19 protein-coding genes are annotated in these 19,966 nt (G+C 69.1%); 3 read left to right on the top strand and 16 right to left on the bottom strand.

What is annotated here, in order from left to right:
* Both V6D00_10895 and V6D00_10890 read left to right on the top strand, forming a co-directional pair.
* Positions 1-791: hypothetical protein (locus tag V6D00_10895; protein ID HEY9899677.1), on the top strand; the 791-nt coding region annotated here is incomplete at its 5' end.
* The gene (locus V6D00_10890) at positions 791-1,813 is read left to right on the top strand and encodes a hypothetical protein (GenBank protein ID HEY9899676.1); all 1,023 of its coding nucleotides are present in this window, start codon (positions 791-793) and stop codon (positions 1,811-1,813) included. The genes V6D00_10895 and V6D00_10890, both read left to right, overlap by 1 nt.
* Positions 1,814-1,865: 52 nt before the next feature.
* On the opposite strand, the gene V6D00_10885 is transcribed toward V6D00_10890, so the two are convergent.
* From V6D00_10885 to V6D00_10875, 3 genes are read right to left on the bottom strand one after another with little or no spacing between them, the layout of a single operon-like run.
* A complete protein-coding gene (locus V6D00_10885; protein ID HEY9899675.1) occupies positions 1,866-2,246 on the bottom strand; it encodes a hypothetical protein in 381 nt (126 codons plus the stop codon).
* A gap of 5 nt (positions 2,247-2,251) precedes the next feature.
* Entirely contained in the window at positions 2,252-2,743 is a 492-nt protein-coding gene (locus V6D00_10880; protein ID HEY9899674.1) for a hypothetical protein, read from the bottom strand.
* Between the two features lie 45 nt (positions 2,744-2,788).
* Positions 2,789-3,511 carry a hypothetical protein gene (locus tag V6D00_10875; GenBank protein ID HEY9899673.1) on the bottom strand — a complete coding sequence of 241 codons (723 nt, stop codon included), beginning with the start codon at positions 3,509-3,511 and terminating at the stop codon, positions 2,789-2,791.
* 172 nt (positions 3,512-3,683) lie between these two features.
* On the opposite strand from V6D00_10875, the gene V6D00_10870 reads away from it, so the two are divergent.
* Positions 3,684-5,345 carry a diguanylate cyclase gene (locus tag V6D00_10870; GenBank protein ID HEY9899672.1) on the top strand — a complete coding sequence of 554 codons (1,662 nt, stop codon included), beginning with the start codon at positions 3,684-3,686 and terminating at the stop codon, positions 5,343-5,345.
* A gap of 72 nt (positions 5,346-5,417) precedes the next feature.
* Here V6D00_10870 and V6D00_10865 read toward each other — a convergent pair whose 3' ends face one another.
* The 13 genes from V6D00_10865 to murD all read right to left on the bottom strand — a co-directional run bounded on the left by V6D00_10865 (position 5,418) and on the right by murD (position 19,944).
* A complete protein-coding gene (locus V6D00_10865; protein HEY9899671.1) occupies positions 5,418-6,206 on the bottom strand; it encodes a hypothetical protein in 789 nt (262 codons plus the stop codon).
* 107 nt (positions 6,207-6,313) lie between these two features.
* The gene (pgeF, locus tag V6D00_10860) at positions 6,314-7,069 is read right to left on the bottom strand and encodes a peptidoglycan editing factor PgeF (GenBank protein HEY9899670.1); all 756 of its coding nucleotides are present in this window, start codon (positions 7,067-7,069) and stop codon (positions 6,314-6,316) included.
* A 1-nt stretch (position 7,070) separates the two neighbouring features.
* Positions 7,071-8,030 (bottom strand): GNAT family N-acetyltransferase, encoded by a 960-nt coding sequence (locus V6D00_10855; GenBank protein ID HEY9899669.1) that lies wholly within the window; start codon positions 8,028-8,030, stop codon positions 7,071-7,073.
* Between the two features lie 50 nt (positions 8,031-8,080).
* Positions 8,081-10,846, bottom strand: a complete 2,766-nt coding sequence (ileS, locus tag V6D00_10850; protein HEY9899668.1) for an isoleucine--tRNA ligase — start codon at positions 10,844-10,846, stop codon at positions 8,081-8,083.
* 198 nt (positions 10,847-11,044) lie between these two features.
* Entirely contained in the window at positions 11,045-12,184 is a 1,140-nt protein-coding gene (gene ftsZ, locus V6D00_10845; GenBank protein ID HEY9899667.1) for a cell division protein FtsZ, read from the bottom strand.
* A 48-nt stretch (positions 12,185-12,232) separates the two neighbouring features.
* Entirely contained in the window at positions 12,233-12,583 is a 351-nt protein-coding gene (locus tag V6D00_10840) for a small basic family protein (protein HEY9899666.1), read from the bottom strand.
* Positions 12,580-13,272, bottom strand: coding sequence for a DUF881 domain-containing protein (locus V6D00_10835; protein ID HEY9899665.1), 693 nt, complete (start codon positions 13,270-13,272; stop codon positions 12,580-12,582). Before V6D00_10835 ends, V6D00_10840 begins: the two co-directional genes overlap by 4 nt.
* A 1-nt stretch (position 13,273) precedes the next feature.
* The gene (locus V6D00_10830) at positions 13,274-13,990 is read right to left on the bottom strand and encodes an FtsQ-type POTRA domain-containing protein (protein ID HEY9899664.1); all 717 of its coding nucleotides are present in this window, start codon (positions 13,988-13,990) and stop codon (positions 13,274-13,276) included.
* Positions 13,987-14,886, bottom strand: a complete 900-nt coding sequence (gene murB, locus V6D00_10825) for a UDP-N-acetylmuramate dehydrogenase (GenBank protein ID HEY9899663.1) — start codon at positions 14,884-14,886, stop codon at positions 13,987-13,989. The genes V6D00_10830 and murB overlap by 4 nt, the downstream gene beginning before the upstream one ends.
* A gap of 3 nt (positions 14,887-14,889) precedes the next feature.
* Positions 14,890-16,272: a UDP-N-acetylmuramate--L-alanine ligase gene (murC, locus tag V6D00_10820; GenBank protein ID HEY9899662.1), complete on the bottom strand. Its 1,383-nt coding sequence runs from the start codon at positions 16,270-16,272 to the stop codon at positions 14,890-14,892.
* A gap of 33 nt (positions 16,273-16,305) precedes the next feature.
* Positions 16,306-17,424: an undecaprenyldiphospho-muramoylpentapeptide beta-N-acetylglucosaminyltransferase gene (gene murG, locus V6D00_10815; protein ID HEY9899661.1), complete on the bottom strand. Its 1,119-nt coding sequence runs from the start codon at positions 17,422-17,424 to the stop codon at positions 16,306-16,308.
* The gene (gene ftsW, locus V6D00_10810) at positions 17,421-18,569 is read right to left on the bottom strand and encodes a putative lipid II flippase FtsW (GenBank protein HEY9899660.1); all 1,149 of its coding nucleotides are present in this window, start codon (positions 18,567-18,569) and stop codon (positions 17,421-17,423) included. The genes murG and ftsW overlap by 4 nt, the downstream gene beginning before the upstream one ends.
* Positions 18,556-19,944, bottom strand: a complete 1,389-nt coding sequence (murD, locus tag V6D00_10805) for a UDP-N-acetylmuramoyl-L-alanine--D-glutamate ligase (protein HEY9899659.1) — start codon at positions 19,942-19,944, stop codon at positions 18,556-18,558. The genes ftsW and murD overlap by 14 nt, the downstream gene beginning before the upstream one ends.
* Between the last annotated feature and the right edge of the window lie 22 nt (positions 19,945-19,966).

The raw sequence follows: 19,966 nt of genomic DNA, 5'->3' as shown, positions 1-19,966 counted from the left end.
ACGTCCTCTACTGGGACGGCAGCCGGTACGTGGAGCTCACCCGCGCGATCGAAAGCCCCAACACGGCCACCACGGCGATCCGCTTCCGCACCCAGAAGGCGATAGCAGCAGCCGGCACCGACGCCGGCTACCGCCTCGCCTGCGGCAACAACCTCGCAGGGCAGGCCCCCGACGACCCGGGCCAGGTCTACGACTGGTACGAATCCTTCGAGCACGGCAGCGCCAAGCTCGAAGCCCGCGGCTGGAACACCATCCGGGGAACCGCTCCTGCGACCGCTTCTGCCGGCACGGTTCGCAGCGGCGCACAGAGCCTCAAGCTCGACACCGCCCAGGGGGACTTGCGCCGTGACCTCACCTTCAACTACGCCTTCCCGGCGAACTTCGCCATGCAGGCCTGGTTCTACGACGACCTCGACACCAGCCGCAACGACTGGATCGCCCCGCAGGTCGGCGATGACATCGGCGGGGGGGTGATGGGCGTGTACACCGGGACGAACACCACCCACTACCACTTCTTTCCAGCGGGCGGCGCCTGGACCGCTTCCGCCATCAACCGCACCAATACCTGGCACCGCTACGAGTTCCGACGCTACAACGGGACCATGGCGTACCTGATCGACGGCGTCCAGGTCGCCACCGCGGCCGATGCGCGGCCTTTCTCCTGCATCTTCCTGCGCAGCGGCAGCGGCGCAGCCCCCTGGAGCAGCCTCGCGGTCTGGGACGACATGAGCATTCGCTCCTACGTCTCACCCGAGCCTGCCGTCGCTTTGGGATCGGAGGGTACCCTGTGATGATCACGACACGCGCCGGTGTCTGCCTCGGCCTCGGCCTGCTGCTTGCCGGCTGCCAGGGGGCCGTGATGCGCCCCGCCACGCTGGCGGACCCTTCGAGCGCCTCGTACCCCGAAGAGGTCGCTGGCCGGGTGTCCCCCGGCGCGCTCGCCCTCACCATTCACTGGCCCTACCGCCCCCAGGCCATCCCCACCAGCACCGAGCGTCTGGCCATCTCGCTCTCGGGCCCCCATCCCCAGTCGCTCGACGTGCTTCGGCCCTTCGGCCCCGCGCCCACCAGCGTCGCCACCCTGAGCGTGGAGGTGGGAACGGGCTACCGCCTCTCGGTGCAAGCGTACGACCATCAGTTCGAAGGTCGCCTGGTCGCCACGGGCCAGAGCGATCCCTTCTCGGTGAAGCCGAACGAGATCTCCTCGGTCCGCGTCAGGCTCGAGGGGGCCATAAAGCCGGTGATCACGGGTTTTTCCCCCGACAACGGCGGCCCCGGGGCGAGCGTGGAAATCTACGGCCAGTACCTCGGGGCCGAGCGTGGCCTGCTGCCTGGCTTCCTGTTCGGCGGCGTCCCGACGACCGAGCACTATCCCCCGCAGGACGGAACCGCCTCGGCCGTCGTGCCGCTGTCGGCCGTGAACGGCGCGATCGCCCCGGTCGTGGACGGGGTGCAGGGCGACGGATTTGGGACCTTCACGGTGCTCAAGGCGATCGCCATCCGGCCACAGGCGCAGACCGTGACCCTGAACGGCACCGCCTCCTTCGAGGCGATCGCGACCACCTCGGCGGGGGTCCCCTTCGCGGGCTCCCCCGCGGTGCAGTGGAACGTCTACGCTCCGTTCGTACCGGCCGCGGCAGGCTACCGGGTCGCAGGCTTCATCCAGGAGGACCCGACGCCCGCGCCGCTGCCCAACCCCGGCCACATCGACCCATGGGGGGTCTTCACCGCCGACGGGGCCACGGGGACCTTCGAGGTCGCCATCCTCTCGGGCAGGCTGCTCGCGACCGCGAGCGTCACCGTCACCGAGTGAAAACGCAAGGGCCGCGGGCGATTGCCCGCGGCCCTTGCGCGTTCGAGGCGTCTTAGCGCGACTCGGCGACCACCGAGCCCTTCGAGAGGTAGGTGATGGCCTTGAGGCTGGTCTGCTGCCAGGTGATCTTGCGCGAGTAGAGGATCTTGATGGGGTAGCGCTTGTCCTCGGCGAGCTCCATCTGCTTCATGATCCACTTGAGCAGCGACTTGATGCCGCTGGAGTTGAGGAAGCCGAGCTCGGTGAAGTCCGCCTCGACCCTGGGAATGCCGTGCGCGATGACCTGGGTATGGACGTTGTCCAGGAAGGGGTCCAGGAACTCGCCGGGGTTCATGTGGTCGATGGTACCAGCAAACTTGAGAACGACACCGCCGTCTTCACCGTTCACGACCCTGATGGTGGTCTTGTCCGTGGTATACGGCTCGATGCTCACGGGCATTACGCTACCAATCCTTTCGCTGACTCCGGCAACCTGAAGCTTGCCTCGATGATAACACTGTTGCCATTCGTAATGAGCCTGAGCTCGGCGTCGCCCTCGGCGCGGATTCGCGCGAGCCCCAGCTGATTCTTCTCGCTCATGAGGCTGTCCTGCATCTTCGCGATGTACATCTCCATGGGATCGCCCTTGAGGACGATGGCGAACTCCTCCTGGAGCACCCGGGAATGGGCGGAATCCGCCTCGTTCTGGACCGAAACGATCACCCGATCCTCCTGCACGCGCATGGTGCAGTTCACCGGCGCGTCCGGCGAGACCGAGTACTTGACGGCATTTTCCAGCAACTCGTGCGCCGACATGGCGATCTTGTCGGAGAGGTCCTCGTCCCCGAAGGAATGGCCGCAGAAGCTGGCCATGAAGATCCGCGTGCTCGAGATCATGTTCCACCAGCGCGGACTGAAGGTGATCGACGCCCCGATTTCTGTCGCGGTCATGGCCATGGGGTTCTCCTTGTGCCGGGGGGGGTGACGCGGCGGGGCTCAGAGCCCCTGCTTGTCCTTCTCCTGTTCGATGAGCTGGTTCTGGGCTGCCTCGTAGAGGTCGTAGAGGCCGAGCGCCGCCTCGAGCTTGGCCTGCTCGGCCCTCAGCTGGTTCTGCGATTCCTCGTAGAGGTCGTAGAGGCCGAGGGCCGCCTCCACCTTCTGCTCCTCTGCCCTCAGCTGAAGCTGGGCCTGCTCGTAGAGGTCGTAGAGGCCAAGGGCCGCCTCCACCTTCTGCTCCTCGGCGACCAGCTGGTGCTGGGTCTGCGCGTACACGTCGTAGAGACCCAGCGCGGCGTCCAGCTGACGCTCGTGCCGATCCTGGGTGCGGCGAAAGTCGCAGGCCATCGCGGCCATGGCGACGAGCAGCTCGAGGGCTTCGGCCGCCTCGGGAGCGAACGGCTCCCTGCGCCGCAGCGCGAGCACGCCGAGGATCCCGGAGAAGCCCCGCAAGGGAAGGATCTGCACCCAGAGGCCGGTCGCATCCTGGTGGGCGGCGAGCGGCACGACCGTCCCGGAGGCTTCCTCGAGACCGAAGGGCTCGCAGGAGGCCCCCTTGCGGTCCATCGCCAGGATCGGAACCCGCAGGCCCGGCGCGTGCAGGCAACCGTCATCCGCATCCGCCACCTCGACGGCTGTGGCGACGATCAAGGCCGACAGCGTCTCCCGGGAGACATCATCGGCCAGGCGACGCGCGAACGTGGTGTAGACGGCCCATTGCATGCGTTAGACACTCCTTCGGCAACGAGGGTGGTTATACCCCCGAAGCGAGCGACAAAAACGGCTCGCCTGCGGGCTCTGACGCGCTCCCGAGGATCCCGGGGCGAGGCGCGGACGGTAATTTGGCCGATCACCGGGTAAGAAAATCAAGCGAGCGAACATCGAGAGGGTCGACATGAACGCGAACACTCACGGCCCCAGCGAGCTGGGCGCCGGCCCCTCCAGCCAGAACCACGGCGTCGGACCGTTCAGGGCCCTGGCGGATGCCCATGAAGCCTTCACCCACGCGACCTCCTTGAGCAAACTGCCTTCCGTGCTGCTCGAGCAGGCCATGAGGGCCTCGGGATCCGACGCGGGGGCCGTGTTCGACGTGGCCGGCGAGCCGCTCGCCGTGAGCCCGGAGGGTTCGGGGGACCTGCCGGCGGTGCCGCTCGACATCCCGCTCGACACCGCCTGCCTGATCCCGCTGGCACCGCATGGCGCGTGGATCTTCCTGCGCCTGTGCGTGCACGAGGAAGCCCAAATCACCCTGGCCCTGCGCCTGGCCGCGCGGCCGTCCGACCAGACCGAACTCGACGCTCGCCTCCTGCTGCTCGCGCGCTTCGCCCGCGATCGCGCCGGCTACCTCGCGGCCCGGCGCGAGGCGGAGGAGGCGAAGTCCCGGGCCAACGACGCGCACGAGCGCCAGATGGAGATGGCCCTGAACCTCTACGACCTCTACGAGGCGGCGCAGCACCAGGCCATCACCGACGGCCTCACGGGCCTGGCGACCCATGCCTACTTCCAGGAGCGGCTGGCCGACGACCTCAGCGAGAGCCTCGAGACCCCATCGCCCCTGAGCCTCTTGATGGTCGACCTGGACCACTTCAAGTCGATCAACGACAACCACGGCCACCAGGCGGGTGACATGGTGCTCAAGGAAGCCGCCGCCATGCTCAAGGAGAGCCTGAAGCCCACGGACCTCGCCGCGCGCTACGGCGGCGAGGAGTTCACCATCATCCTGCCCCAGACGGCCGAGGACGAGGCCTTCGCGATCGCCGAGCGCCTCCGGCTGACCCTCGCCGACAAGGAGATCCCGATCTCCCCCGCGCGCAGCCTCAAGGTCACGGCCTCCATCGGCCTCGCCTCGCTGACCCCCGACGTCACCACCCCCAAGGAGCTCATCAATCGGGCGGACGCGGCCCTCTACGCCGCGAAGAACGCCGGCCGCAACCGCGTCGTGCGCGCCACGGGACCGGCGGCCGAGGCGGTGAACGCCATCGGCGCACCGCGCAAGGGCTCGCAGGAGATGTTCCTGGCGCTCGCCCGCGCCCTCTCGGCGGCCATCGAGCTGCGCAGCCCCATGCTGCACGGCCACTCGGAGGCGGTGGGGGACCTTGCGCTGCGCATGGGCAAGGCCCTGGGGCTGGCCGCGGACAAGCAAGAGGCTCTGATGATCGCGGGGATGCTGCACGACGTGGGGATGCTCGCGCTCCCCGACTCGGTGCTGCTCAAGACCTCGGGCCTCGACGACCACGAGTGGGAGCAGATGAAGTCCCACTCCCAGGCCGGCGTCACCATCCTCTCGCGCTTCAGCACCTTCGCCGGGCTGCGCGAGGCGGTGCTCTACCACCACGAGCGCTGGGACGGCAGGGGCTACCCCGAGGGCCTCAGCGCCGGCGACATCCCCCTCGGCGCCCAGATCCTCGCTCTGTGCGACACCTACGACGCGCTCACGCGCCAAGGGTACGCCTTCGGGCCGAGCATGGAGCAGGCGGAGGCGATCGCGGAGATCCGCCGCTGCGCGGGCACCCAGTTCAATCCCGAGCTGGTCGAGCTCTTCGTCGGGATGCTGTAGCGGGACGGCGCGCAAAAATGGGGGCCGCGCTCGATCGAGCGTGGCCCCCGCTTGTTTCGTCTACGAGACGGGTTAGAGCCCCCACATCTTCTGGAGGTCGCCGACCTTGCCACCGAAGGTGCCGCCGACGCTGAGGGCGGTGAGGGTGAGGGTGGTGCCGTTGAAGGAGACGCCGCCGACGTCAGCCGTCAGGTTGGGCGAGAGGGCCACGCGCGAGCCGACGTTGAGGGAGTTGGCGGTCGCGCCGGCGAAGTTGGCCGTGTCGCTGATGACGAGCGTCCAGCGCGACATCATGGGCAGCTCGTAGGCCACGTTCAGGTTCGGAGTGACGGTGTTGCCGGCATTGCCGATGGCCAGGCCGACGCCCGGGACGACGTGCAGGTTGCCGGGGCCGAGGGCCCAGAACGACACCGGCAGGGACACGCCCAGGGGCAGGCCGAAGGTGTTACCCGCCGAGTTGAAGTTGAGGCCCACGTTGCCGCCGACGGCCACCGAGAGAGCACCCGCGTCCACCAGGAGCATCTTGCCGTAGAAGCCCGGGGTGTTGAAGCCGAAGCCGGGGTTCAGCGAGACGCCGAAGGGGCCGGTCAGGCCGACTTCGAGGTTGTTGCCCATGCCGAGCGAGAGGCTGGTGAAGCCCATGACGGCGTTGCCATCGCCCTGGACCTGGGCGCGCTCGACGCCGCCGATGTTGGTGCGGCGGAACTGATCGTCGCCCGAGGCGACGCCGTTACCGGCGGCCGCAGCGGCCTTGGCGGCGGGGGCCGACGACTTGGGGGCGCTGGTCTTCATCTGGGCGAAGGCGGGGGTGGCGACGGCGGTCGCGATCGCGGCGATCGCAAGGGCGTTCAGATAACGCATGCGGACTATCTCCTTTGCTATGTCGAGAGGGTGCATTCAAAATTGCTGCTGCATTAAAGCATACTTGAGTCGACGCGCCCAGCGCAGCGATCACAGACGAAAAGTAATCAAGCGCGCTCGATGACCGCGAGCATGCGGCCCGAGCGCTCGCCGTCCCGGCGATACGAGAAGAACAGGTCGCTCGCGCAGTGGGTGCACATGCCGCTCACGTGGACCTCGGCCACCCCGGCGCTCACCAGCAGCTGGCGGTTGGCCTCCTGGAGGTCCACGAAGGTCGCCTCCCCCTCGCGCCGGACGACCGCCCCGGGCGCGCTCAGGTGCGCGAGGGCCGCGACGACCTCAGGCCCCACCCGGTAGCAGCACCCCTTGATCGAGGGCCCGATCGCCGCGCGCAGGTCCTCGGGGCGCGTGCCGAAGCGCGCCTCCATGGCCTCGACGGCGGCCATCACGGCCTTCTGGGCCGTCCCGCGCCACCCGGCATGCACGGCCGCCACCGCTCCGGTGCGCGCGTCTTCCATGAGGATCGGCACGCAGTCGGCGACGAAGACCCCCACCGGGGTGGCCGGCCGGTCGGTGATCACCACGTCGCCCTTGGCCCCTTGAGGGACCGGGGCGGCGTGAACCTCGGCCCCGTGGACCTGGTGCGCCACCTGGATCGGCCCCGAGAAGCCTGCGGCCGCCACGAAACGCTCCCGGTTGGAAAGGACCCGGTCGCGGGCGTCGCCCGCCGAGAGACCGAGGTTGAGCCCGGCGAAGGGCGCCTCGCTGGTGCCGCCCAGCCGGGTGGAGAAGGCGTGGCGGCTCGAAAGGTCGGTGCAGCGGACCAGGACGACCCCGAGCGCCTGGGCGACCTCGAAGGCCATGCTAAATCGCCTTGTGGAAGACCAGGATCGCCCGCTTCTGCTGGAAGCCGACCCGCTCGTACATGGCCTTGGCCTGATCGTTGAGACCGTCCACGATGAGCTCGAGAGCGGGCAGCTCCTCGGCGCGGGCGAACTGGGCGGCCTTCAGCAGGATGTTGTAGCCGAGCCCCTTGCCGCGGAACTCGGGCAGCACGCCGAACTCGAAGATGCGCGCGGCCCCCTCCCGGGTCTCCTCGTCCATCTGGCGATCGATCAGCACGGTGGCCACCGCCACGTCCCGGCCGCCGTGGGTCACGAAGAACGAGCCGCGGGGGTTGAAGTCGGGGCGCTGCTTCCAGCGCTCCAGCTCGCCGCGGTTGACCGGGGCGAAGTCCCAGTGCTCCGCGAAGGAGGCGTTGAGGAGGCACAGGAAGGCATCCTCGTCGATGCCCTGGCGGAAGGGGCGGAAGGCGAAGCCCTCGGGAAGCACGGGATCGGGCAGGTCGGCGAGGCTCGCGTGGCGCAGCTTCCAGAAGTAGCGCACCAGCTGGAACTCGTGCTTGAGCAGGAAGGTCTGGGAGCTGACGACGCCCGCCGGGATGGAGATGCTCAGGTAGCGGCCGCCCCACTCCTGCCCCTTCTGGATCGCGGCCTTGATGAGGAGGGTGCCCACCCCGCTGCGCTGCTCGTCGGGGTGCACGTGCAGCGCGTCGATGTTGATGCGGCCCTGGGTCAGGAGCGAGGGGTCGGTGTAGATGTGGACGTAGCCGCGCACGTCCCCGTCCAGCTCGGCCACCAGGATCTCGCTGGTCAGCTGGAGGTCGGTCGCGTCCGAGGGCGGGCGCACCCTATCGACGGTCATCGAGTAGAAGTCGGGCGAGATCGCGATCGAGGCGTTGCGGATCTCGGCCACCCGGGGCAGATCGCTGATCTCGAACTTGCGGATCCGGATGTCGCCGGTGTGCTGGGTCAGGGTCTCCATCGATCCTCCTTCGCGCTGGGGGAACGCCGTCGTCCCCCGCCTCACCTTTGTTATACGCCGACCAGGTCGTTCATCACCCCGACGCAGCGTGAGCAGAGCGTCGGGTGCGCCGGGCTCTCGCCCACCGTGAGCGAGAAGGTCCAGCACCGCTCGCACTTGGCGCCTGGGGCAGCCTGGACCGTCACCCCCAGGTCGCCCTCGGCCTCGAGCTGGTCGCTCGCAGGCGCCACCGTGACGTGCGAGACGATGAGCAGCTTGGGAAGGCTCTCGCCCAGGCCCACGAGCAGGTCGTGGACCTGCTCGGTGCGAGGAACGAGCGTCACCGAGGCCGCCAGGCTCGTGCCGATCAGCTTCTCCTTGCGGGCCTCCTCGAGCGCCTTGTTGACGGCCTCTCGCAGGGGGATGAGGGCGCCGTAGCGCTTGGCGAGCGCCTCGTCCATCTTGGCCGCCTCCGCCTTGGGCCAGTCGAGCAAGAAGACGCTCGGCGCGTCGCCCTTGATGGCGGGGCTCAGGTTCTGGTGGATGTCCTCGGCCAGGTGCGACAGCACCGGCGAGATCATCAGGGTCAGGGCCTTCAGGATCTCGCAGAGGACCGTCTGGGTGCTGCGGCGGTCGTGGGCGCTGGGCGCCGAGGCGTAGAGCCTGTCCTTGACCACGTCCAGGTAGAAGCTCGACAGGTCCACCACGCAGTAGTTCTGGATGACCTGGTAGAAGCGGTAGAACTCGAAGCGGTCGAAGGCCTGGGTGACCTCGGCGATGACCTCCTGCAGGCGGTGCAGGGCGTAGCGGTCGAGCTCGGTGAGCTGATCGACCGGCACCGCGTGGCGCGCGGGGTCGAAGTCGGAGAGGTTGCTGATCAGGTAGCGGGCGGTGTTGCGGATCTTGCGGTACACCTCCGAGAGCTGCTTGAGGATGAGCTCCGAGATGCGCACGTCGCCGGTGTAGTCCACGCTCGACACGTACAGGCGCAGCACGTCGGCGCCGTAGTGCTTGATGACCTCGATCGGCTCGACCATGTTGCCGAGCGACTTGGACATCTTGCGGCCCTGGCCGTCCATGGTGAAGCCGTGGGTCAGCACGGTCTTGTAGGGGGCGACGCCCCGGGTGGCGATGGCCGTCAAGAGCGACGACTGGAACCAGCCGCGGTACTGGTCGGCGCCCTCCAGGTACAGGTCCGCCGGGAAGTTGAGCTCGGGGCGGGCCTCGAGGACCGCCGACCAGCTCGAGCCCGAATCGAACCACACGTCCATGATGTCGGTTTCCTTGCGGAAGTCATGGCCGCCGCACCTGGCGCAGGCCGTGCCTTCGGGCAAGAGGGCCTTGGCGTCGTGGACCCACCAGGCATCGGCCCCCTCGACGGCGAACCGCGAGGCCACCGCCTCGATCGACTCGGGGGTCAAGAGGGGCTCGTTGTCGGCCTGGCAGTAGAAGACCGGGATGGGGACGCCCCACGAGCGCTGGCGCGAGATGCACCAGTCGGAGCGATCGGCGATCATGTTCGAGATGCGGACCTCGCCGAAGCTCGGCACCCACTGAACGCCCTTGATGGCGTCGAGGGCGGCCTGGCGGAAGCCGTCGATCGAGGCGAACCACTGCTCGGTCGCCCGGAAGATGACCGGGTGCTTGCAGCGCCAGCAGTGGGGATAGGAGTGGCCCAGGTCCTTGTGGCCCAGGAGCACGCCGAGCCTGCCGAGCTCCTCGATGATCACCGCGTTGGCCTTGGAGTAGTGCTGGCCCGCGACCAGGGGGCCCGCCTCCTCGAGGAAGATGCCCCGGTCGTTGAGCGGAGCGAGCACGTCCAGGCCGTACTTCTGGCCGACCTCGTAGTCCTCGACGCCGTGGCCGGGCGCGGTGTGGACCGCCCCCGAGCCCGTCTCGGTCGTGACGTGGTCCCCCAGGATGACCGGGCTCTCCCGGTCCAGGAAGACGTGGCGGTAGCGGGCGCCCTCGAGCAGGGCCCCCTTGAAGCTCTCGCCCACGCGGGTCGCGCTCAGGGCGGTGTCTGCCAAGAAGGCGTCGACCAGGTCCTCGGCCACCACCAGGTAGCCGTGCTCGGCGGAGTCGAGCACGACGTAGTCGATCTCGGGGCCCACCGCGATCGCGAGGTTCGCGGGCAGGGTCCAGGGAGTGGTGGTCCAGATGGCCATGCTGACCGGGCGATCGCCCTTGGCCAGCAGCTCGCCGACGAGGGTCGCGGAAGCCGGGGCCGACTTGAGCGCGAATCGGACGAAGATCGAGGGGCTGACGTGGTCGGCGTACTCCACCTCGGCCTCGGCCAGGGCGGTGGTGTCGAACGAGCACCAGTAGACCGGCTTGAGGCCCTTGTAGATGTAGCCCTTGTGGGCCATCTGGCCGAAGACGCGGATCTGCTGCGCCTCGAAGGCGGGGTCCATCGTCACGTAGGGGTTTTCCCAGTCCCCGAAGCCGCCCAGGCGCATGAAGTGGCCCTTCTGGCTCTCGATGGACTTGAGGGCGAACTGGCGGCTCAGCCGGCGCACCTCGAGCGGGGCGAGGTCCTGGTGCTTGGCCTTGAGCTCCTTGAGGGCCGCAAGCTCCGTGGGAAGGCCGTGGGTGTCGTAGCCCGGCACGAAGGGGGCGCGGAAGCCCGCGAGGTTCTTGTACTTGACCACGATGTCCTTGAGGGTCTTGTTCATCGCGTGGCCGATGTGGATCGCCCCGGAGCTGGAATAGGGAGGGCCGTCGTGGAGGATGTAGCTGGGCGCCTCGGCGCGACGCTCCTGGATGCGCTCGTAGACGCGCTGCTCTTGCCAGAGGGCCTGGATCTCGGGCTCGCGCGCCGCGGAGTTGGCGCGCATGGGGAAATCCGTCGACGGGAGATTGACTGTCTGCTTGTATTCCAAGGTGAACCGCTCCAAAAAGGGACCCGCACCGACCACCGGCACGGCAAGGCATCGCTCCCATTCTACGGCATCCCCCGTGCGAAGCAAAGGCGAACCCCGCCCCGGCAGCAAAACGGCCCCCGCCGAAGCGGGGGCCGACGAGGCGAGAAGGCCCTAGAAGGGCCGGCGGAAACCGCCGCCGCGCAGGAACTCGGGGATGTCCGGCTGCTGGTTGCCGGCGGGCGTCTCGGGCTGGGCGGGGGCCACCGGAGCGGCGTGGACCGTCTCGGGGGCGGCCGCCGGCGCGACGGGGGCCGCGCTGGTCGCGGGGGCCACCACGGCCTGCTGGGCCGGCTCCTGGCTGGGGACGACGATGGGCTGGGGCGCGCGGCCGTCGAAGCCGGTGGCGATGACGGTGATGCGGATCTCGCCCTGCAGGCGCTCGTCGATCACCGAGCCGAAGATGATGTTGGCCTCCGAGTCGACCGCGGCGTAGATGACCTCGGCCGCCTCGTTGACCTCGTACAGGGTCAGGTCGTTGCCGCCGGTGACGTTGAAGATCACGCCCGAGGCGCCGTGGACCGAGGTCTCGAGCAGGGGGCTGCTGACGGCCATCTTGGCCGCCTCGACCGCGCGGCCCTCGCCGGCGCCGAAGCCGATGCCCATCAAGGACGAGCCGGCGTTGGACATGACCGACTTCACGTCGGCGAAGTCCACGTTGATCAGCCCCGGGATGGTCAGGATGTCCGAGATGCCCTGGACGCCCTGGCGCAGCACGTCGTCGGCGATGTGGAAGGCCTCCTGCATGGAGGTGCGCTTCTCGATGACCTGGAGGATCTTGTCGTTCGGGATGATGATGAGGGTGTCGACCTTCTCGCGCAGCGCGGCGATGCCGGCCTCGGCCTGCTGGGCGCGGCGACGGCCCTCGAACATGAAGGGGCGGGTCACGACGCCGACGGTGAGGGCGCCGACCTCGCGGGCCACCTCGGCCACGACCGCGGCCGCGCCGGTGCCCGTGCCGCCGCCCATGCCGGCGGTGATGAAGACCATGTCCGCGCCGTCGAGGGCGGCGATCAGGTCATCGCGGCTCTCCTCGGCGGCCTTCTGGCCGATGGAAGGGTTGCCCCCCGCTCCGAGACCACGGGTCAGCTTGGCGCCGATCTGGAGCCGGCGCTCCGACTGGGCGAGAGCCAGGGCCTGGGCGTCGGTGTTGAGGGTCCAGAACTCGACCCCGGTCAGGGAGCTTGCGATCATGCGGTTGATCGCGTTCGAGCCGCCCCCGCCCACGCCAACGACCTTGATGTCGGCGCTCAAACCAGCCTTATCAGTGATATCGAACACGGTGGTTTTCCTGTAACCTTCCTAAAATGTCCAAAAGCGACCGAGGATGAGCCGCCGAATCTTGGCGAGGTTTTCGAAAATCCGCACCCCGAAGACCACGATGGCCGCGAGGTACAGATCGATGCCGAGCTGGTCCCCGAGATAGGTGAGCCCTGCGGCGATCAGCGTGTTCGCCGTGAACCCGCTGATGAACACCGCCAGCCCGAAGCGCCCCTCGAGACCGGATCGGACGCCCCCGAACCCGGTATCCAAGGCCGCGAGGATGGCCACCGCGAAGTACTTGGAGTAGACCTGGGGGATGCTAAGAGGCGCGATCGCCCCCAGCAGAAGGCCGACGATCAGCCCCCCCAGCGTGACGAGTGCCCCGATCATGACTGGACTTCCCGGGCCGGCACGGGTTTGGCGTACCGATAGTGGCTTCCGCCGCTGTACATGGGGATCAAAACCTCAGATTTCTTAGAAATACTAACTTGGATTCCATAGAATTGCAAGTACTCGATAATCCCGCCCCTCAAGCCCAGGGCGGCGCTCATGGTATCAGGATTTCCGATCGCTTTGATGACAAAGGGCGGCGTGATGCGCGACTGGTTGACCAGGATGGTGGAGCCGGCGCAGGTGATCTCGCTGGTGTCCACCAGGCGCTGGTCGTTGATCGAGACCGCCTCGGCCCCGCCGGCGCGCAGCTCGTTCACCAGGCGCAGCAGATCGTCGTTGTGGACGATGGCGATGTTCGGATCCTCGCCCTTCTGGAGGGGCTTGGCCGAATCCGAGACGCTGACCTCCAGGCCCTGGCCCTCGAGGGCGACCATGCCGGCCGCGAGCTCGCCCGCCGCGGCCCGGGGACTCGGGCCCACCCCCTCGCGCTCGGCGCGAAGGCCCTTGAGCTCCTTCTCGAGGTCGGCCTTGGCCGACTCGGCGTTGCGGAGCATGACCACCAGGTCCTCGGCGCGCCGGCTGGGCGGCGCCTCGCGGTAGTCGCGCTGGTTCTTGATCTGGGTGGAGAGCAGGAATCCCATGACCACCGATACGAGGGCGACGGGCAACTGCCAGTTGTTCTTCATGCTAATGGGTGGCCTCGAAGGCTCGGATGGTGGGCGCCTCAGGGAATCGAAGGTCGATATATTCTAGCCTCTTCCCCCCCCGGCGCGCTAGGGGCATGAGGTGCTCGAACACGCGGAATTTCTCGTCCAGGGCCTCGGAGGTGCCCAACAGGACCTGGACCCCGTCGATCCTCGCCGACCACGAGGCGGGATCGCGCATGTCCACGACCCCGGTGCTGCCCTTGGGCCAGGTGTCCAGCAGGTGGCGCAGGGCCGCTCGCTCCGAAGGGACCAGGGACGAACTCGCGACCTGGACGCCCAGGGCGACCGCCTTCTCGGGCTTGGCGCCGGGCGGCAGGGTGAAGGTGGTGCCCGCCGAGTCCAGGTAGGTCGGCAGCGCCTTCCCCTCGACCCGCACGACCGGCACCCGCTCCTGGAGGACGATCTCGACCCGGGCGGGGAAGAGCCAGCGGCGGACCTTCACGTCCTCGACCGCCTCTAGCTCCATCAGGCGCGCGCGGATCAGCTGGGGGTCTATCCTGAAAAGAGGCAGGCCCTTGTCCCCCAGCGCCACGCGGCGCGCGTACTGGGGATCGATTCGCCTGGCCCCCTCGATCCGGACCTCGCCGGTCCACAGCCACTGGGGCATCCGCCACAGGGCAAGCAGCGCCCCGCCCAGGACGAAGGCCTGGATGAAGCCCCACGGCCCGCGGCCCGAGAAGGGGGAGCGATCGCTCAAGCTCTCTCCCCCGAGCGCCCGACCGTGCAGCCGACGCCGCGCACCTCGGGGTGGAGCCAGAGAGCGTGCTTGGCGTGGACCCGCTCCTGCACCTGGGCGATGAGCGAGAGCAGGTCGCTGGCCTTGGCCCCGCCCAGGTTGACGATGAAGTTGGCGTGCACCTCGGAGACCTGGGCGCGGCCGACCGTGAGGCCCTTGCAGCCCGCCTCCTCGATGAGGCGCCCGGCGGAGGTGCCGGGGGGGTTGGTGAAGACCGAGCCGGCCGAGAGGCCCTGGGGCTGACGAGCGCGGCGCCACTTTGCCAGCTCCGAGACCGCCTGCTGGATCTCGGCCTTGGGCTTGGGCTCGGTCCTGAGCACCGCCTCGAGGACCAACCCGCCCTCGTCCTGCAGCAGCGAGTGGCGGTAGGAATAGCCCATCTGGGCGTTGGAGAGCACGCGGATCGTGCCGTCGGGAGCAAGGACCGTGGCCTCGACCAGGAAATCCGCGACGCACGCCCCGTGGGCCCCACCGTTCATGAAGACCACCCCGCCCACCGTGCCCGGGATGGTCGTGAGGAACTCGAAGCCGCCGCGGTCGTGCTCGGCGGCGGCCCGGACCAGGGCGCTGGTGGCGCAGCCGGCCTGGGCCCGGACCTTATCGTCCTCGACCGAGACCGCCCCCATGCCGCCGCCCAGGCGGATCACCAGGCCGTCGAAGCCCTCGTCGGCGATCAGCAAGTTGCTGCCCTTGCCCAGGACGAAGACCGCATGGCCCTTGGCGTGCGCCCAATCGAGCGCCTCGCTTAGGGCACCCACCGAGTCGGGCTCGAAGAAGTAGCGCGCGGGGCCGCCGACCCGCCACGAGGTGAACGGGGCGAGCGGAACGTTCTCGCGAATGGCCAGCGAGGTCATCATGGGCTAGGCCGGGCTCACGGGCGGGGTCAGGGGCTGGCGCTCGGCCAGGGCGCTCAGCAGGGGCTCGGCGAGCTGGTACACGTTGCCCGCCCCCATCAGCAGGACCAGGTCCCCCGGCGCGAGCATCGGGACGAGGGCCTCGACGGCCGAGGCGTGGTCGGGGCAGTGCCGGACCCCCGCGCTGAGCGCCTCGGCCTGCATCCGGGCGACCAGCTTGTCGCTGGTAATGCCGTTCGGGGCCTCTCCCGCGCCGTAGACGTCCATGACCACGACCCCGTGCGCGCCCTCGAAGGCGCGGGCGAAGTCCTCGAAGAGCGCCGCCGTTCGGGTGTAGCGGTGGGGCTGGAAGACGACCCAGGTGCGGCGACCGAGCAGGGCAGCGGCCCCGAGGGTCGCCCGGATCTCGGAGGGGTGGTGGGCGTAGTCGTCCACCACGGTCACGCCGTCCGAGGTGCCCTTGGTCTGGAAGCGGCGCCCCACGCCGTCGAAGGCCTCGAGCCCCGGCCGGATGGCGTCGGGGGTCACGCCCAGGAGGGTGGAGGCCACGATGGCGCCCGCCGCGTTGAGGACGTTGTGGCGCCCCGGCACCTTCACCCGGTAGGGCACCGAATCGAGGGCGAATGTCGCGCCGGTGCCCTCGAGGACCTCGCCCTCGATGCGGTGCATGGCGTCCTCGGAGAAGCCGTAGGTGTGGACGGTGCCCGTCAGGCGCGGCAGGACGGCGCGCACCCCGGGGTCGTCGACGCAGGCCACCACGCTCGAGCCCGCGGGCAGGCGGTTGAGGAAGCCGACCATGACCTCGTAGATCTCGTCGAGGCCCGAGTAGTGCTCGAGGTGATCACCCTCGAGGTTGGTCAGGATGGCGATCTCGGCGCTGAGCCGGCTGATCGACTTGTCGGACTCGTCGGCCTCGGCCACGAGGAAGGGGCCATGGCCGGTGCGGGCCGTGCCGCCGATGGCAGGGAGGTGGCCGCCGACCAGGACCGTGGGGTCGAGCTCGGCTCCGAGCAGGATCGAGGCGACCATGCCGGTCGTGGTGGTCTTGCCGTGGGTGCCCGCCACCGCGACGGTGCGGTGGCTGGCCATGAGGTCGGCGAGCAGCTCGGAGCGGTGCCGGATGCTCAGGCCCAGCGAACGGGCCGCGCAGAGCTCGGGGTTGGCGTCGCCCACCGCGGTCGAGACCACCACCACCTCGGCGCCCTCGACGTTGTCGGCGTGGTGGCCGACGTGGACCCGGATTCCCAGGCCCGCGAGGCGCTCGGAGGTCGCCGAGGCGGCCTGGTCGGAGCCGCTGACGCGGCCGCCCCGCTCGTGCAGGATCTGGGCGATCGCGCTCATGCCGACGCCGCCGATGCCGATGAAGTGATGGGCGGGGGAAATCTTCAATGGGGACCTCTTTGATTGACCGAGCTGACGAGTCTAGCTTACAACGCCCGGGGGGAATCGTGAAGAAGCGGAAAGTGCGAGGATCCGCTCGGCGATGGCCCTGGCCGCCTCCGGCCGGCCGAACCGGCGGCTCGCCTGGCCCATGCGCGCCCGGCATTCGGGATCGTCCATGAGCCCCGACAGGGTCCCGCCGAGGCCCGAGAGGTCGCCGTCGTCGAGGGCGAGCGCGGCCCCCGCCTCCATCAGGGCCCGGGCGTTGGCCGGCTGATCCTTGCCCCCGTGCTGGAAGGGCACCAGCACCATGGGCTTGCCCGCCGCCGTCAGCTCGGCGACCGTGGTCGCCCCGGCGCGCGAGAGCACCAGGTCGCTCGCGGCCAGCGCCACCGGCAGCGCCTCCATGTAGGGCACCAGGCGGTAGCGATCGCCAAGCCCTCGCGTGGCCTCGGCCACCTCGGCGTGGTCGGTCGATCCCGACACGTGAAGGATCGACCAGTCCTCGTGACGCAACAGGTCGGGAAGGGCCCCCGTCAGCGCGCGGTTGATCGATCGGGCCCCCAGGCTGCCACCCGTCACGACCAGGAGGTGCGGGGTCGAGACGAAGCCCAGGCGCTCGCGGGCCTCCTCTTTGCTCAGGGAGTAAACCTCGCTGCGGATGGGGTTCCCCAGGCAACGGGCCTTGCCCGGAAAGTAGGCGTCGCTCTCGGGGAAGGTGGTCGCAACCTCGCGCACCAGGCGCGACAACAGACGGTTGGCGATCCCGGGGAAGACGTTCTGCTCGCAGATCATCGCGGGGACCCCCTCGAGGGCCGCCGCTATGATCGCAGGCGCGCTGACGTAGCCGCCGGTGCCCACCACCACGTCGGGCCGAAGCTCGCGCAGCACCCTGCGCGCCTCGACCAAAGAGCCCGCAAGCGCCCTGGCGAAGGTAATCAGCTCGGGGCCCAGCCGGCGCGGCATGCCCCTCACCTCGACCGGGTAGAATAGATGGCCCGCCTGTGGCACGAGGGTCGCCTCGATGCGGTGGGGGGTGCCCATGAAGGCCACCTTTGCCCCGGGGGCCATCCGCTTCAGCTCGTCGGCGAGCGCCAGGGCCGGGTAGAGGTGGCCCCCCGTCCCGCCGCCGGCGAAGAGGACGACCTTGCCCGTCTTCATGCGGATTCTCCTTGCTTGAGCAGCCTCAGCCGGACCTGGGACTGGCGCGAGACGTTGAGGATGATTCCCACCGAGAAGAGGGTGATGCACAGGCTGGTGCCCCCCGCCGAGAGGAAGGGAAGCGGGATGCCCGTGGTGGGCAGGGCCGCCGAGACCACCCCGATGTTGACGAAGGCCTGGGCGCAGATGATGGTCGTGAGGCCGATGACGAGCATCTGGTGGAAGGGGTTCTGGCTGCGCTTGGCGATCGCGAAGCCGCGCTGGGCGAAGAGCAGGAACAGCGCGATCAAGGCGACGCTGCCCAGAAGCCCGAGCTCCTCGGCCAGCACCGCGAAGATGAAGTCCGCGTGCTGGATGGGCAGGTAGAAGAGCTTCTGCTTGCCCTGCCCCCAGCCGGTGCCGAACACGCCCCCGGATCCGATCGCAAGCAGCGACTGGATGAGCTGGAAACCGATGTCCTTGGGGTACTTCCACGGATCCATGAAGGCGAGCCAGCGCAGGCGCTGGTACGGGGTGGTCAGGGAGTGGGCCAGGACCGCCGTGACCCCCACGACCGTGATCAGGCCCATGCGCCAGAGCGCGGTGCCGTTGAGCCAGAAGAGGACATAGCAGACCAGCGCGCAGACCAGGGTGGTGCCGAGATCCGGCTGGAAGAGGACCAGGCCGAGGGTGCCCGCCACCGGCAGGAGGATCTGGCGGTGCTCCCGCACGAGCTTCCAGCCCCGTTCGGGGTGCCTGGCCAGGAAGTCCGACACGAACAGCACCAGGGCGAGCTTGGCGAGCTCGGAGGGCTGCAGGGTGATGGGACCCAGCTTGATCCAGCGGGTCGCCCCGTACACGGTCATGCCCACGTGCGGAAGGTGGACGCTGAGCATGAGAACGCCCGTGACGAGGAGGGCGGGCTTGGAGTAGGAGCGGATGCGATCGAGCGGCAGGGCCATCCCCACCGCGAGGGCCACGATGCCGAGCGCTCCCCAGATCACCTGCTTCTTGAAGAAGAACATGCTGTCGGCGAGCTGGACCTGGGCCGCGGGCGCGCTGGCCGAGAGGATCATCAGAAAGCCGATGACCGTCAGCAGCGCCGTGATGATGAGCAGCGAGACGTCGGGCCTGGCGCGCCAGCCCGTCTGGCTAGGGGTTCGCATGCGCATCGCGCGCCTCGGGCTTGCCGGTCTCAGCCAGGCGGCGCACCTGGGCCTTGAAGGCCCGGCCCCGCTCCTCGTAGTTGGCGAACATGTCGAAGCTCGCGCACGCGGGAGAGAACAGCACCACCCCGCCCGGCACCGCGTGAGCGCGGGCCTCGCGGATCGCCCCTTCCAGGTCGCCTGCCATGGTGATGGCCTCGTAGCCGCCGGCGCGCAGCACCCGCTCGAAGGTGGGGGCCGCCTCGCCCAGGAGCACCACGTGCAAGACCCGGGCGCAGATGGCCTCGACCATCGGCGCGATCGCCCCGCCCTTGTCCCGGCCGCCCGCGATCAGCACCAGCGGCTCGCAGAAGGAGTCGATGGCCTTGACCGTCGAGTCGTAGTTGGTGCCCTTGGAGTCGTTGAAGTACGCCACGCCGTCCAGGGTCAGGACCGGCTCGATGCGATGCTCGACCCCTTTGAAGGCCCGGATGGCCTCGTTGATGACGCCGGGGTCGAGCCCCAGGGCGACGCCGACCGCGCTCGCCGCCAGGCAGTTCTCGAGGTTGTGGGCTCCGCGAAGGGAAATGTCCGCCACCGGCAGGATCGGCGTCTCGACGCCGTTGTCGCGGTAGACGATCCAGCCGTCGCTGACGATCACGCCCGACTCGAGAGGCCGGGTACGGGAGAAGGCGAGGGTGCGGGCGCCGAGGGCCCCGATCAAGGGGGCGATCGCCGCATCGTCGGCGTTCAAGACGGCCCAGTCCTCGGGGCCCTGGTTCGAGAAGAGGCGCTTCTTGGCCTCCCAGTAGCCCTCGCGCGAGCCGTGGCGCGTGAGGTGATCGTCCGAGAAGTTGATCCAGACCGCCACGTGCGGCTTCAGGTCGCGCACCGTCTCGAGCTGGTAGCTCGAGATCTCGGCCACCAGGTAATCCGCGTCGCCCTCGGCCAGGGCGACGAGCGGCTGGCCGATGTTTCCGCCCACCGGGGCGCGAAGGCCCGCGGCCTTCAGGATCTCGCCCACCAGGCTGGTGGTGGTGGTCTTGCCGTTGGTGCCGGTGATGGCGATCATGGGCGCGCGGGAGAGGCGGTACGCGAGCTCGATCTCGCCGATCACCTCCACCCCGTCGGCCTCGGCCGCCTGGAGGATCGAGAGGTTGCGGGGGACCCCCGGGCTCACGATGATGAGGTCGGCGTCGAGACAGGCGCTCGAGTGCCCCCCCGTCTCCACCTTCACCCCCTCGGGGACCTGGGCGAGCACCTCCGAAAGCTCCGAGGCGGCGCGCACGTCGCTCAGGATCACCTGGGCGCCCTTGGCCGCGAGCGCGTCGGCCACGGCGATGCCGGAGCGGGCGATGCCCAAGACGGCGATTCTCTTGTCCTGCCAGTCGGTCATGGAATGGTCCTTTGATGCGTGA

The sequence above is a fragment of the Pantanalinema sp. genome (genome assembly GCA_036704125.1).
Taxonomy (GTDB): Bacteria; Cyanobacteriota; Sericytochromatia; order S15B-MN24; family UBA4093; genus JAGIBK01.
This window is presented reverse-complemented; position numbering and strand designations above follow the sequence as displayed.